Origin of the sequence: Streptomyces clavuligerus (assembly GCF_005519465.1) — a bacterium.
GTDB lineage: Bacteria > Actinomycetota > Actinomycetes > Streptomycetales > Streptomycetaceae > Streptomyces > Streptomyces clavuligerus.
The window spans coordinates 3586850-3600772 of the sequence record NZ_CP027858.1 but is presented as its reverse complement, the minus strand read 5'-3'; the positions used below and the strand labels follow the sequence as shown (position 1 = coordinate 3600772).

Here is a 13923-nt window from a genome sequence, read left to right as displayed (position 1 = left end):
TACAGCGAGCGCATGCACATGCCCCGCCTCGCGAACGCCCTGGACGGGCTGCCGATCCACGGTGATGTGCTGGAACTGGCGTGCGGTACGGGCCAGTGGACCCGGCTGATCTCCGACCGTGCTCGTAGCCTGACCGCGCTGGACGCCGCGCCGGAGATGCTGTCCGTGGCACGTGAGCGGTTGCACGGGACACCGACCCGCTTCCTTGAGGCGGACGTATTCGGCTGGGAGCCGGATCGCCGGTACGACACCGTCTTCTTCGCCTTCTGGCTGAGCCATGTGCCGCCGGTGGAGATGGAGGCATTCTGGGACCTGCTGAGGTGGACGCTGGCACCGGGCGGCCGCGTGGTGTTCCTCGACGACGCACCCGCAAAGGCGGAGATCGAGGAGGTCGTCGGCGAGGCTCAGGTGCCCACGGTGCGCCGCAAGCTCGCCGACGGGTCCCACCACCTGGCGGTGAAGGTGCTGCGGGACTCCGCCGACCTCACGTCGGAGCTGCGTGACCTGGAATGGGAAGCCCGGATCGAGCCGGTCGACCGCTTCCACATCGCTGGTGTCGCCCGCCCCTGGCCCAGCGAATGACGGACATCAACGGGTACCCGGCCCGGTCGAGCGTCCGCGCCGGCGAAGTGCTCCGGCTGCATATCGCCACATCGGCCCCGCGTTGCCGCGTGGATTTCTACCGCTGGGGCGCGGTGCCTCACCACGCGGGGCACGTCGAGTGGCCCGGCCGCGTCGCGGAGCCGGACACGTTCGACGCGGACTGGCGGTGGCCCGCCTATGAGTTCCTCGTACCCCCCGAGTGGAGGTCCGGGGTCTACATCGCGACGCTGAGCACGGAGCCGCTGTCGGGCATACCGCCACTGGACTCCCGTGGGGCTCGGATCCTCTTCGTCGTCACACCGTCGGCTCCGACCGGCCGCAGGGTCCTCTTCAAGATTCCGACCTTCACGTACCACGCCTACAACACAGCGGGGGGAGGCAGTCTCTACAGCGCCGCCGGCGTCAGCATGCTCCGGCCCGGAGGCGGTGTCGGCGGCCCCGTCAAGGGCCTGCCCGACCCGTACGACGCCACCTCCCCGCGGCAGACGTTCGCCCACTGGGACGCCCCCTTCATCAGATGGATGGAGGAGAACCGGATCGAGAGCGACTACTGCACCGATCTGGACCTTCACGAAGGCCGACACCTTCATGACGGATACCGCCTCCTGGTCGCCGCCGGTCACGACGAGTACTGGAGCACCGAGATACGCCGAAACGTCACCGCGTTTCGGGACGGCGGGGGCAACATCGCCAACTTCGGTGCCAATAGCTGCTGGTGGCGAGTGCGCGTGGCCCCTGACGGGTCCGGTCTGCACTGCGACAAGTTCCCGCCCGGAGCCCCCGCCGGAACGGATCCTGACAGCTCGCACGGCTGCCCGGATCACTGGTGGGAGTCGGAGCCCGAGAACTCCCTCCTCGGCGTGAGCTACCGCAACGGCGGCGGCCACTGGGACGGATCGCGTACTCAACTCGGCTTCACCGTCACGGACGCGGACCACTGGCTCTTCTCCGGCACGGGCCTGCGGACGGGCGACATCATCGGCCGCGAAGGCGCGCTGGTCGGCTACGAATCCGACGGGGCGGCGTACGAGCTCGCCGCATCCGGACGGCCTCGTCCGACAGGCCAGGACGGGACACCGAAGGACTTCGAGATCCTCGGCATCGCCTCGCTGCCTTCCGACTGGAACTTCGCTGCTCGGGAGGTGGTGGACAGCCCCCGGGCCGCGACGCTCGGCCTCTATACGGCGAACGGCACCGTCTTCACCGCTGCCACGACCGACTGGGCCCGTCTGCTGACCACCGATTCGCAGGTCGCGGCCATCACCCGCAACGTCCTCACCCGTCTCTCCCGACCGAAAGGATGACCTTGTCCGGAAACATACGTCCGCTCAGTGTGATCATCGGTGTCAACGGCATCGGTATGGGGCACTCCGTCAGGCAGAGCGTGATCGCTCAGTATCTCCGCGACCGCGGGCACTCGGTACGCATCGTCACCAACGGTTCCGCCCGCGTGGAGTACTTCCGCGACCTCGGCTTCCCCGCGTGGGACGGATGGATGCCGACGCTCCTCGCCCGCGCGGACCGTATCTACGCGAGTGACGCGGTCCGTGCGAACCTCTTGCGAGCCCCCGTTGGCTTCGCCAAGCACATGCGGTTGCGTCAGATCATCCGCGAGACGGGTATCCCCGACGTATTCATCACCGATTACGAGCCCAACACTCCACGGCTGGCCTACCACTTCGACAGGCCACTGATCTCCGTTGACCAGCAGAGCAAGTACCGACACCTTGACCTGCCAGGTGTCGGTACGTACGCCCGGACCGCCGATGAGCAGCGGCTCCGCCACTTCGCGCCCCGCGTCGACCGGTCCTTCATCTGCTCGTACGTCCCGCTGGAAGCGGACGACCGAAAGGTGGAGTTCATCGCCCCGGTCATCCCCGACTCAGTGCGCTCCACGCAGGTCACCACCGAACCCGTCGCCACGGCCTATTTCTCGCGCTACTTCGACCACGGACCGGAAGACTCCGTCCGAAACCTGATCGCCGTCTTCCGCCAGTACGTTCCGGACCGTGCCCTGCGGATCTACGTACAGCCGACGGAGGCCGAAAAGTTGCGCCGGTACGCAGATGGCAAGATCGAGATCCGCTTCTTCGACCGCGAGGCGTTCATCAGAGACATGGCGCGGTCCGAGGGCATCTTCTCCAACGCCGGTTTCAACCTCATCAGCGAAGCTTTCGTCCTCGGCAAGCCGGTCCATCTGATCCCCCTGCCCACATACGATCAGCACTGGTGCGCCAAGGTCGTCCATGAGGCGGAACTGGGTACATCAGCGCCCCGCGTCGACGGCGGCGCGGTGCTCGACTTCCTCAACCGAAGCCGTGAACTCCGCTCGAACGTCGTACGCCACCGAAGCGAGCATCTCGCGGTCGACCCGCGGGAGCGGATCGCCTCCTACCTGGAGAGTCTGCCCGCAGCCAGTTCGCCGGTCCTCGCGCCGTCCACGCGGTAGGCGCCATGGGGACGCCACCGCTCGCCGTTTATCTGCACACTGCCATGACCGTCGCTGCTGTAGCGGTCTGCTACCGATTCGTGATCTCGCCCGCAGTACGGGGCATCGCACGCCGGTCTGCCGCAGTGATCCTCGTTGCGGGCGTCCCTCCCGCAGTACTGCCCGCCTTCCTTCCGCCGCCCGAGCCAGGGCCTATCCGATGGTTCGTCATGTTCGTTATCGCGCTGCTCACCTGGCAGGGAACGACGAGCGACTACGACGTGACGGAGCCCATGGGGCCGCAGCGCCTGGACAAGCAGCTCCTTCTGGCCCTCGGTGCCGCCGCTTGTTTCTGGCCCCCGGCTCTCCTGGCCTGGATGGGGGTGTACTGCGGAAGGCTCCGAGGCTGGAAGCACCACGCGATGATGCCGTTGCGGCTGCTCAAGGCGTACCTCGCCTGGTTCCTCGCGATGGCGTTCCTTGAGGCTTCGAGTTCCGCCGCCGCACTGGTTCTCGTGCTCGGCTGCGTCTCGTTCTCCCACTACGTGAAGCCGGCGTGGAGCAAAGCCCGACTCGGGCCGCGCCCCTGGTCATGGGCCTGGCACAACCGCACGCACTACCTCATGGCTTCGGCATACGCCTGGGGCTGGGCACGTTTCCTGCGCCCCGAGACCGTGTCCCGCGTGTTGCGCCACGCACGCGGCCTGGATCGCCCGGTCAACGTCCTGACGATGATGACAGAGGCAGTCGGGCTGGTCGCGTTCCTCGATCGCCGTCTTCTGATCGCGGCCCTCGTGGCAACGGCCCTCTTCAATGTTGCCGTCGCCCTCGCCTCCGGCATCCTCTTCTGGGAGAACATCAGCGTCAACGTCGCCCTCGCGATCACCATGGGACTACTGCCCGATGCTGCATACGGCACGGCCTTCGGCTGGCCGGCCGCGCTGCTGGCACTCGTGATGCTCATACTCAGCGCCTCAGATCTGCTGTGGCAACCCTGGCACCTGGGGTGGTGGGACTCCCCGTTCACCGCCCGTATCCACTGGCAGGTGGAAACCGCGTCCGGCAGACGGATGGGCCTCTACAACGACTTCATGTGCCCGTACGAACGGGAGTTCGGCCGCATCCTGGGCTACTTCCTGACCAGCGAACCCGTCCTTCACGACCACCTCGGCATCGTCTGGGACCGGAAGCTCCGAGACCTCATCCTCCAGGCGGACGGGGACCCGGAGACGCTTCGCCGTCTCAGAGAGACCTACGGCCGCGTACGGAAGGACGAACAGCAGGCGAAAGAGCACATCGCCTTCCTGACCACCATGTTCAACCGCCTCAATCATGGTGCCCGGAAAGGCCCCGTGCCCCGGTCATTGCGCCGACTCAAAGCACCCGGCGGCCAGCTCTACCAGTGGGGCGACCTCCCTCCCTACCGCGGCGACGAACCCGTGCGTCGCATCACCATCCGGTACGAGGAGCGCTGCTACCGCCCGTCGACCGGCGACCTCGTCCGGCTCACCGACCACGTCGTACACGAGATCGACCTCCTCTGACCCGGAGCCGACCGAGGGAGCACCTCATGCGCAAGATCTTCATCGACTGCGGCACCAACCTCGGAGTCGTGCTGAACCGCTTCATGCACGAGCTTCCCGATCACGACTTCTACGCCTTCGAGCCGAACCCCGAGCTGCTCCCTTCCATCCGCCGATACGTCGAACAGGCCCATCACCCCACCCGTGTCGAGGTCTCCCAGAGCGCGGTGTGGACCCATGACGGGACGATCGAACTCTTCCTCGGCCACCACGAGAGCTCCACCGTGATGCCCGGCAAGCGCGTGCCGCCCGTGTACGACCAGCAGATCGACTACAGCGCACCGGTACCGGTGCCCGCCATCGACTTCAGCGCCTGGCTGCGGCGGACCATCCGTCCCGACGATCACGTCGTCGTGAAGATGGACATCGAAGGCGCCGAGTACCCCGTACTGACCAAGCTGCTCGGCGACGGGACGATCAACCTCATATCGGTCCTCTACATCGAGTGGCACCACGACCGGTTCCCCGCCATGAGCCGTGCCGAGCACGACCAGGTCGCCGCGGCGGTCTCCGCCTGTGTCGACGTCCGCGACTGGGACTGATCCAAGAAAAGGACGCCACGTCATGCACACCAAGCACATCTACCTGATCAAGCACGGCGAGACCGAGGAGAACCTGCGGGGCATCCACCAAGGCCAGGCAGTCGGCGGCAGGCTCAGCGAGCGGGGCAGAGACGACATCCGCATCGTCGGCAGCGCCCTCGCGGCAGCCGGGATCAGCGCGGACCAGATGCTCGTCAGCCCGATGTCCCGCTGTCGTGAGTCGGTCACGCTACTGGCCGCGGCGCTCAGTCCGGCCGACGTACGTGTGGACAGGCGCTTGGCAGCCAAGAACAGCGGCTACCTCGGCGGTCGGCCCCGAGAACTCGCCGCCGATGAGGCGGCACGGCTTGGTACGCCCATCCACCAGCTCCGCACGCCGAGCGGTGAGTCGTCGGAGGATGTACAGGCCCGCTATGTGAACCTGTGGAACGAGGTACGCACCGGACCACACCGTACGACTGTCCTCGTCGGGCACGGTGGAGGCATCGCCTGTCTGCTGCTGTGGCTGACAGGGAACGGCTTCAAGGACTATCTCCAGTACGTCCCCGGTTCAGCCGGTGTCACCTGGGTCGAGGCGGACGGCACAGCTCCCCGCATCCGGCTGATGAACGTACCGCCCGCCAATCTGCCCGGCTTCCTCACCTCCCGTACCGCCCGATGACAGCACGGACGGTACGGGCCCGGGGCCCACGGTCAAGCGTCCGGAGCGCCGCCGAATCGGGCGCGGTAGGACTCCAGGTCCTCTTCCGTGATCTTCGCGAAGAGCACCGGCGGCACGGTGAACGCGGTTCCTGCCGGTACAGCGCTCAGGGCCTTGGCCTGCTCGGCGGTGACCCAGGTCGCGGTGTCCCCTTCCAGTGCGAAGGCCCCCCGCATGACGGCGGCTGTGGCCGGAATAAACGGCTCCGAGACAATCGCGTACAGATGGATCAGGTTCATCGCGGTGCGCAGCGTCAGCGCGGCGCCGTCCGGGTCGGTCTTGATCTCCAGCCAGGGAGCCTTCTCCTCCAGGTAGGAGTTGCCCGCGGACCACAGGGCGCGCAGTGCGGCGGCGGCCTTGCGGAACTGAAGCGTTTCCATGTGCTCTTCGTACTCGGCGAGCAGCCGTGCGAGCTCCTCGCCGAGCTTGGCCTCCGCCTCTCCGGCGTGGTTGCCCTCGGGCACCTCGTCGCCGAACCGCTTCCGGGAGAAGGACAGCACACGGTTGACGAAGTTGCCGAGAGTGTCTGCCAGGTCCTTGTTCACCGTGGCGGTGAAGTGCTCCCAGGTGAAGGACGAGTCGTCCGACTCAGGGGCATTGGCAAGCAGGAAGTAGCGCCAGTAGTCGCCGGGGAGGGTCTCCAGCGCCGCGTCGGTGAACACGCCGCGCTTCTGGGAGGTGGAGAACTTTCCGCCGTAGTACGTCAGCCAGTTGAAGCCCTTGACGACATCGACTTTCTTCCACGGCTCGCGCACACCCAGCTCGGTTGCCGGGAACATCACGGTGTGGAAGGGGACGTTGTCCTTCGCCATGAACTGCGAGTAGTGGACGGTGTCATCGGCCTCGTACCACCACGACTTCCAATCGCGGGTCTCGCCGTCCGGGGCGGCGTCCGACCACTCCTTCGTCGCCGCGATGTACTCGATCGGCGCGTCGAACCAGACGTAGAAGACCTTGCCCTCGGCCGCGAGATCCGGCCAGGTGTCGGCGGGGACGGGGATGCCCCAGTCGAGGTCGCGAGTGATCGCGCGGTCATGCAGACCCTCCGTCAGCCACTTGCGGGCAATGGAGGTGGACAACTGCGGCCACTGCGCGCTGACGGAGTCGATCCATTCCTCGACCTCCCGCTGGAGCTTGGACTGCAGCAGGAACAGGTGCTTGGTCTCGCGGACCTCCAGGTCCGTGGAGCCGCTGATCGCCGAGCGCGGGTTGACGAGATCGGTTGGGTCGAGGACGCGCGTGCAGTTCTCGCACTGATCTCCACGGGCTTTGTCATAGCCACAATACGGACAGGTACCCACGACATACCGGTCCGGCAGAAAACGACCGTCGGCAGGCGAATACACCTGCCGGATGGCACGTTCCTCGATGAAACCGTTCTCGTGCAGCTTGCGCGCGAAGTGCTGGGTGATCTCCGAGTTCTGCTGAGAAGAGCTCCGGCCGAAGTAATCGAAGGCCAGCTCGAAGCCGTCGTACACGGCCTTCTGCGCGACGTGGGCCTGCGCGCAGAACTCCGCGACGGAGAGCCCGGCCTCTTTGGCGGCCAGTTCGGCCGGCGTGCCGTGCTCGTCGGTGGCACAGATGTAGAGGACGTCGTGACCGCGCTGGCGGAGGTACCGGGAGTACGCATCCGCCGGAAGCATCGACCCGACCATGTTGCCCAGGTGCTTGATCCCGTTGATGTAGGGAAGCGCGCTGGTGATCAGGTGTCGAGCCATCCTCGGATGCTCCATTTCGTACGTACGGCGCCGGTGGCAGTGCCACGGCGGGCCCAAGTCGGGAAGCTGCAGCCAGCGCGATCACCTGGATCGCACATCACCGTGACGCACAGTGACGATTCGAGTCTGCAAGTCCACGCCATCGTATCGAACCGGGGCTCGCGCCATCCCACGGGTTTTCCGGCCGACCCGGGCAGAGGGGAAAGGCACTCGGCCGTTCGAGACAGGCGGCCAAGCGAGTCTCGAACGGCCGAGGCGCTCCCCATCTTAGGGCCGCCGACCCGTCACAGGTCCGCCCGCCGCACGCATCCGCGCGCTCACTCAACGAGGTTGAAAGCATGATCGAGAAACATGGCACCCAACGGCTCCGCGTAGTCGTCGTGGGACAGGGGCATGTCGGGCTGCCTCTCGCGGTGAGGGCCGCCGAGGTCGGGCACCAGGTCGTCGGCTTCGACATGGACGCGCAGCGAGTCAAACGGCTCATGCTCGGAGAGTCCTACATCGAGGACATCAGCGACGCGCGTCTGGCGCCACTCCTCGCCACCGGCGCCTATCGGCCCACTGCCGATCCGTCCGAGTGCGAGGGATTCGACATAGCGGTCGTCGCGGTGCCCACGCCGCTCCGCGACGGAGCTCCGGACCTTTCACATGTCGAGGACTCGGCTCTACTGCTCGGCCACCACCTCGCGCGCGGGGCGACCGTCGTCCTGGAGTCGACTACGTACCCCGGCACCACAGAGGAGGTCTTCGGGCCCCTCCTCGAACGCATCTCCGGTCTGACCGCCGGCTCCGATTTCCACCTGGGCTACAGCCCTGAACGCATCGATCCGGGCAACCACACATGGAGGCTGGAGAACACCCCGAAGATCATCTCTGGAATCGACGAGGCGTCCAGGGAAACGATCCGGCGCTTCTATGCCTCCCTCGTCGACAGGGTCGTCCCGGTGGCCTGCTGCAAGGAAGCGGAACTGGCGAAACTGCTGGAGAACACTTTCCGGCACGTGAACATCGCGCTCGCCAATGAGCTGTCGATCTTCGCCCATGAGTTGGGCATCGATGTCTGGGCGGCCATCGACGCGGCCTCCACCAAGCCGTTCGGCTTCATGCGCTTCACCCCGGGACCTGGAGTCGGAGGCCACTGCCTCCCCATAGACCCCTCCTATCTGTCCTGGCGGGTCCAGCGAACCGTGGGCCGGAATTTCCGCTTCGTCGAGCTCGCCAACGATGTCAACAACCACATGCCCGACTATGTGGTCCGGAGACTGATTGACGGGCTCAACAAACGCAAGAAGTCCGTCAACGGTTCCCGGGTGCTACTGCTCGGCCTCGCGTACAAGGCCAACACCGGGGACGCTCGGGAGACTCCGGCGGCACGGATCGCGGAGCTGCTCATCGGCATGGGAGCGGAGGTCCAGGCCGCCGACCCCCACGTCAGCGACGACGCCCACCCTCGCGCCGACGGCCTGGCGAACATCAAGCGGGTCGAGGTCACTCCCACCGGCCTCGCGGCAGCCGATGCCGTCGTCGTCCTCGCCGACCACGACGCCTTCGACTATCCCCTGATCGCCGCGTACGCCCCCTACATCCTCGACTGCCGCCGTCGGCTCGCCGACGCCCATGTCGACTCTCTCTGAAGGCAGGGCCGCATGAAGATCGCGATCACCGGTGGTGCCGGATTCATCGGCAGCAATCTCGCCCGGGTCCTCACCGAGCAGCCCAAGATCACCCGAATCCAGGTGATCGACAACCTGTCCACTGGCTCCAAGACGAGCATCGCCGGTCTCGGCATCGACTTTTTCGAGGGCGACATCCAGGACGCCGACCTCCTGGATCAGGTGTTCCGTGGCGCGGACGCCGTCGTCCACCTGGCCGCACTGCCCTCCGTGCCGCGTTCAATACGAGACCCCTTGGCCAGCCACCAGGCCAACGCGACCGGAACCCTCCAGGTCCTGGAGGCCGCGCGCCGTGCCGGGGGTCTGCAGGTGATCGCCGCCTCCTCGTCCTCCGTCTATGGCGCGAACCCACGCCTGCCGAAGCACGAAGATCTCACCACGGCCCCGATGAGCCCGTACGCGGTGACCAAGCTCGCCACGGAGGCATATCTGGGCGCCTATCACCACAGCCTCGATCTGCCGGTGCTGCCCTTCCGCTTCTTCAACGTCTACGGGCCTGGCCAGCGCGCCGACCACGCCTACGCGGCGGTGATCCCGAAGTGGATCAGCGCCGCACTCGACGGTCGGCCCGTGACCGTGCACGGCGACGGCACCCAGACGCGCGACTTCACCTATGTGGGCACCGTCTGCCGTGTCCTTACTGAGGCCCTCCTCCACCGAATCGTCGAGCCCCGCCCTGTGAACCTGGCCTTCGGGACCCGCGTATCCCTGCTGGACCTGATCCCAGAGGTCGAGACCGCGACTGGTCGCGTCGTCCACCGTGAGCACATGCCCGCTCGCACCGGCGACGTCGCGCACTCCCAGGCAGACAGCAGCCGTCTGCGGGCGCTCTTCCCGACAGTGGCTCCGGTAGCACTGGAGGACGGGGTCTCCGCGACAGTGGACTGGTTTCGTACCTCGGTCATGAGTGTGGCTCCGAACTGAATCTACCGATGGAGTGAAACCCGAAGGCCGGGCGATCGCGCCGGTCACCCGGCCTTCGGTCATTTGCGCGCGGAGTCCCCGTCAGGAGTGTGCTGCTGACAGCTCATGGGAGCCATGTGGGAGCCGACTTCCGAACGCGGCAGCCCCCATGTCGGCAGAAGCAGCCGGCGACGCCTGCTTGCACCACCGCCGCACTGGTAGGAACGGTCCACAGCGGTCCACACGGGTGATGGAGTGCCTCAGCAAACCGCACGCCGCATGCACCGATCTAGCGCCTGACCTGGAGATACCCGAATCCAGATCATGGGATTCCCAAGCTCAGAGCGCGAGTTCGATTCTCGTCACCCGCTCCAGAGAAAAGCCCCGGGCCAGTGGCCCGGGGCTTTGTTGTTGTCCAGGTGGTGGCACGCGCTGGATGCGGTGCCGGGCGGGCCGGTGGTCGTCGGAGGTGGGTGAGAGGGCCCGGAGGGTTGGCCGGGCCCCCTTGGGTGGGTCAGAGCCAGGAGTCCCAGATGCCGTACGCCGTCGAGCGGGTCGCGGGGTCGGTGCCCGAAGGGTCCAGGAGGGTGACGCGGTAGTAGTGGAGGGCGAGGCGGTTCTCGTGGACCGTGGTGTCCATGTAGAAGGCGGAGCCGCCGGTCGGGGCCTCGGTCAGGGTGGTGTAGGTGGACGTGGTGGGGTCCCAGCGTTCCACCCGGTAGCTCGTGAAGCGGGAGCAGTCGCCGAGGCCGGAGCTCTCCGAGCAGCCGACGTACAGGTTGGGGTACTGGCCCTCGCGGATGTCGGTGGCCGTCCAGCCCGGCGGGCGGGTGTCGGGCAGGGCGACGGAGACCTCGGCGGGGTGGAGCACGTCGAGGGGGGTGTCGCCGTGCTGGAGGCGGTCGTCGGTGGCGGCGACCCTGTAGCTGTGGGTGGCGCCGTCGGGGACGGTCGGGCAGAGGATCTCGGTCCTGGTCAGGGAGGCGCCGGTCCAGCAGTTCTCCTTCCAGACCGTCTCGCCGCTGTCCGGGTCGGTGACGCCCTGCCACACGTGGTAGCCGGCGACGTCGTCGTCCTCGGGCGGCGTCCAGGTCAGCCGGACGCCGAGCGGGACGCGTTCCGCGGTCAGGTCCCGCACCGGGGCGGGGCGCACCGTGTCCGGGGTGGTCGCGCGGGCGGCCGGGCCCGGCCGTGAGTCCTTGCCGTGGCGGTCCGTCGCCACGACGCGGTACTCGTAGGTCGTCTCCGACGCGCCCTGGACCTCCCAGCAGACGCCGTTGACCTGCTTGCGGGCGGACCAGGGGGCGTTGGAGTCCGCCCAGGTCTCATAGGTCTTCGGGGCCTCCAGCGGCTCGTCCCAGGGGGTGGACGGCTTGCACGTGTCCACGGTGGTGCTCTCACCGGTCGCGGTATCGGTGCGGACGATCTTGTACGTGGGGAGGGGGCTTCCGTCGACGGTCCATGGGTCGACGCTGCTCCACTCGACCATCACGCCCTCGCCGAACCGGCTCGCGGTGGTCTTGAACGGGGCGATCGCCTCCGTCCGCTCGGCGGGCTTCAGCGTGATCCCGACCGGCGCGGCGGCGTTGCCCTTGGCGTCCACCGAGCGCACCGCGTAGCGGTAGCTGTCGGCGACGGCGGCCAGTTGGCGCGGCACCACCTCGGTCCGGGTGACGGTGGCCGCACCGGGCCGGGCGTCGCGGTAGTCGCCGGTCGCCGGGTCGTACTGGAGGACCTGGTACGAGGCGGCCCCGGCGACGGGCGACCACACCAGGTGCGGAACGCCCGACCGGTACTCGGCGCGGAGCTGCTCGACGGCGCCCGGCGGGGTCAGGTCGGGGGTGGTGAACGTCAGCGGGGCCGAGTACGGCGTCCAGTTCCCGGCGGCGTCGCGGGCCCGGCCCCGGTAGGTGACCCTGCTGCCGTCGGCGGGGTATCCGGTGTCGCAGATCGCGCCCTTGGCACCGGAGTGGACGGTGCTCCAGCGGTTGGTGGCGGCGTCGAGCCGCTGCATCTCGTACCAGGCGATGTCGGCGGCGTTCTGCACGGTGGTGACGAGCTGCGGCGCCGCGTAGGGCCGGCCCTCCGGGCACGCGTCCCAGTAGACGGACGGCGTGGCGGGCGGCGTCCGGTCGACGGTGACGACGCGCTGGTCGGCGGTGCCGCCGGAGGCGTTGCCCGCCTTGTCGACGGCCCGCACCTCGTAGTAGTACGACGCGCCGGTCTTCGGCGGGGTGCGGTCGGTGTACGAGGCGGCGGTGGTCGTCGCGAGCGGCTTGCCGGGGAACGGCGCGCCCGCCGGGCGCCGGTAGACCCGGTAGTGCGCGAGGTCCAGCTCCTTGTTCCTGGTCCAGGCGAGCCTGGCCGCTCCGGTGGCCCGGTCGTAGGAGACGGCCGCGCCCGCCGGGGTGAGCGGCTTGACCTTGTCGACGGCGGCGGAGGTGCGCGGCGCGTAGGAGTACGCGACGTTCGCGGAGCCGGTCCAGTGGGCGAAGTCGACGCGGAGCGTGTGCCTGCCGCTGGGGATCGTCACGTTGACCGTCTTCTTGACGGTGGTGGAGACGTTCTTCCAGAGGTCGACCCGGCGGACGCCGTCCACGTACACGCGGATGCCGTCCTGGGCGGCGGCCGTGAACGCGAAGGGGCCGCCGGAGCCGAAGTCGCGGGTCACCGTCCAGCGCACGCCGAAGTTGTCGGACGGCACCCCGGAGGCGGGTGCGCCGGTGCGCCAGTTCTCGTTGATCGAGGGGTCGCAGTCCGTCTTCTTGGGCTTGCCCGAGAACGTCGTGTTCGCGAAGATCTCCCGCTGGAAGACGGGGGATTCGCAGCGCACCGGGGCCGCGGACGCGGGTGCGGCGACAGCGGTGAGCGCTCCGGCCGCCGTGGCCAGAACCACGGTGACGGCGGCGGTGCGTCTGGCTGGGGTCATCAAGTCCTTCAGTCCTGTTCGGTGACGCAGCACAGCGGCAGATTCCGCTGATGGGATCGTGCGTCACCGAACAGGACCGGCGAGACGGCCGCTGGGTTGTACGGAACATGGCCGGTTTTCACCCAGGGCCCACAGGGGGTGTCACCGACGAGCGGGAGCGCTCACGGGACCGTCCGGGTCAGCCCCAGTCGCAGCCCGTGCCGTCGTTGTCGCGGTCGAGGTGTCTGCCGTAGCCCGGGTCGCCGCGGTGGACGGGGGCGGCGCCCGCGGCGCGGGCCGCGGCGCAGTTCCGGTAGTAGACGTTCGCACCGGAGTCGGTGGCCGTGTCGCCGGTGTCGGTGGTGGTGCCGCCGCTGTACGCCCGGGGCTTGGCGGTCTTCGTCGCGGTGACGGTCACCGTCGGGCCCGGTTCGGTGATCGTCGTCCTGGGCGCGGGGGCCGCCGGGGCGGTCGCCGTGGCGGTGACGGTCGCCCGCACGGTGGTGGTGGGGCCGGGGCGGGACTTCGCGGAGGCGGAGGTGGCGTCGTCACCCGATGCGGTGGCCCCGCAGCCGAAGCCGAGCAGCATGACCAGCGCGCCCCCGGCGTAGAGACGTTTCATCTTCCACAGCGGTCGCTGCGGCGGCGCGGGCTGGAACTCGGGTGGCGGCGCCATCGGATACGGAGTGCTCAAGATTCCCCCTCATGCGGATACGGCGAGGGGAAACTGTAGCGGTGGAGTGAAGGATCGGGTGGGCGGAGGAGGATTTTCCTACGACATACGAAATCCGGGGTGACGGCCCGTGGTTTCGCCGATCGTACGACGCGGACGGTCCAGGCGGACGGTCCAGGCGCCCGGTCCAAG

The 13923-nt window shown here is 67.9% G+C and carries 11 protein-coding genes; 8 read left to right on the top strand and 3 right to left on the bottom strand.

The genetic code is table 11. The annotated features are described in order from the left end of the window. The first annotated feature begins 12 nt into the window (after window positions 1-12). From CRV15_RS15110 to CRV15_RS15085, 6 genes are all read left to right on the top strand, one after another. Window positions 13-582, top strand: coding sequence for a class I SAM-dependent methyltransferase (locus CRV15_RS15110; protein WP_003960980.1), 570 nt, complete (start codon window positions 13-15; stop codon window positions 580-582). Then, window positions 579-1907 (top strand): N,N-dimethylformamidase beta subunit family domain-containing protein, encoded by a 1329-nt coding sequence (locus CRV15_RS15105; protein WP_003960981.1) that lies wholly within the window; start codon window positions 579-581, stop codon window positions 1905-1907. Before CRV15_RS15110 ends, CRV15_RS15105 begins: the two co-directional genes overlap by 4 nt. Beyond that, window positions 1904-3052 carry a glycosyltransferase family protein gene (locus CRV15_RS15100; protein WP_003955071.1) on the top strand — a complete coding sequence of 383 codons (1149 nt, stop codon included), beginning with the start codon at window positions 1904-1906 and terminating at the stop codon, window positions 3050-3052. The genes CRV15_RS15105 and CRV15_RS15100 overlap by 4 nt, the downstream gene beginning before the upstream one ends. A gap of 209 nt (window positions 3053-3261) precedes the next feature. Continuing rightward, window positions 3262-4575: a hypothetical protein gene (locus tag CRV15_RS15095; protein ID WP_009996688.1), complete on the top strand. Its 1314-nt coding sequence runs from the start codon at window positions 3262-3264 to the stop codon at window positions 4573-4575. A 26-nt stretch (window positions 4576-4601) separates the two neighbouring features. Beyond that, the gene (locus CRV15_RS15090) at window positions 4602-5156 is read left to right on the top strand and encodes an FkbM family methyltransferase (protein ID WP_003960982.1); all 555 of its coding nucleotides are present in this window, start codon (window positions 4602-4604) and stop codon (window positions 5154-5156) included. 22 nt (window positions 5157-5178) lie between these two features. After that, window positions 5179-5817, top strand: a complete 639-nt coding sequence (locus tag CRV15_RS15085) for a histidine phosphatase family protein (protein WP_003960983.1) — start codon at window positions 5179-5181, stop codon at window positions 5815-5817. Between the two features lie 32 nt (window positions 5818-5849). Here CRV15_RS15085 and metG read toward each other — a convergent pair whose 3' ends face one another. After that, window positions 5850-7574, bottom strand: coding sequence for a methionine--tRNA ligase (metG, locus tag CRV15_RS15080; protein WP_003955066.1), 1725 nt, complete (start codon window positions 7572-7574; stop codon window positions 5850-5852). Window positions 7575-7912: 338 nt separating this feature from the next. On the opposite strand from metG, the gene CRV15_RS15075 reads away from it, so the two are divergent. Beyond that, window positions 7913-9208: a nucleotide sugar dehydrogenase gene (locus tag CRV15_RS15075; RefSeq protein ID WP_003955065.1), complete on the top strand. Its 1296-nt coding sequence runs from the start codon at window positions 7913-7915 to the stop codon at window positions 9206-9208. A gap of 12 nt (window positions 9209-9220) precedes the next feature. Then, entirely contained in the window at window positions 9221-10171 is a 951-nt protein-coding gene (locus tag CRV15_RS15070) for an NAD-dependent epimerase/dehydratase family protein (protein ID WP_003955064.1), read from the top strand. A gap of 493 nt (window positions 10172-10664) precedes the next feature. Here CRV15_RS15070 and CRV15_RS15065 read toward each other — a convergent pair whose 3' ends face one another. Both CRV15_RS15065 and CRV15_RS15060 read right to left on the bottom strand, forming a co-directional pair. Then, a complete protein-coding gene (locus CRV15_RS15065; protein WP_003955063.1) occupies window positions 10665-13079 on the bottom strand; it encodes a PA14 domain-containing protein in 2415 nt (804 codons plus the stop codon). A 178-nt stretch (window positions 13080-13257) separates the two neighbouring features. Further along, window positions 13258-13734, bottom strand: coding sequence for an excalibur calcium-binding domain-containing protein (locus CRV15_RS15060; protein ID WP_003955062.1), 477 nt, complete (start codon window positions 13732-13734; stop codon window positions 13258-13260). Between the last annotated feature and the right edge of the window lie 189 nt (window positions 13735-13923).

Bases quoted from the DNA above. Each gene is read 5' to 3' on its own strand.
- CRV15_RS15110 (WP_003960980.1), top strand. From the start codon at position 13: ATGCACATGCCCCGCCTCGCGAACGCCCTGGACGGGCTGCCGATCCAC.
- CRV15_RS15105 (WP_003960981.1), top strand. From the start codon at position 579: ATGACGGACATCAACGGGTACCCGGCCCGGTCGAGCGTCCGCGCCGGC.
- CRV15_RS15100 (WP_003955071.1), top strand. From the start codon at position 1,904: ATGACCTTGTCCGGAAACATACGTCCGCTCAGTGTGATCATCGGTGTC.
- CRV15_RS15095 (WP_009996688.1), top strand. From the start codon at position 3,262: ATGTTCGTTATCGCGCTGCTCACCTGGCAGGGAACGACGAGCGACTAC.
- CRV15_RS15090 (WP_003960982.1), top strand. From the start codon at position 4,602: ATGCGCAAGATCTTCATCGACTGCGGCACCAACCTCGGAGTCGTGCTG.
- CRV15_RS15085 (WP_003960983.1), top strand. From the start codon at position 5,179: ATGCACACCAAGCACATCTACCTGATCAAGCACGGCGAGACCGAGGAG.
- metG (WP_003955066.1), bottom strand. From the start codon at position 7,574: ATGGCTCGACACCTGATCACCAGCGCGCTTCCCTACATCAACGGGATC.
- CRV15_RS15075 (WP_003955065.1), top strand. From the start codon at position 7,913: ATGATCGAGAAACATGGCACCCAACGGCTCCGCGTAGTCGTCGTGGGA.
- CRV15_RS15070 (WP_003955064.1), top strand. From the start codon at position 9,221: ATGAAGATCGCGATCACCGGTGGTGCCGGATTCATCGGCAGCAATCTC.
- CRV15_RS15065 (WP_003955063.1), bottom strand. From the start codon at position 13,079: ATGACCCCAGCCAGACGCACCGCCGCCGTCACCGTGGTTCTGGCCACG.
- CRV15_RS15060 (WP_003955062.1), bottom strand. From the start codon at position 13,734: ATGGCGCCGCCACCCGAGTTCCAGCCCGCGCCGCCGCAGCGACCGCTG.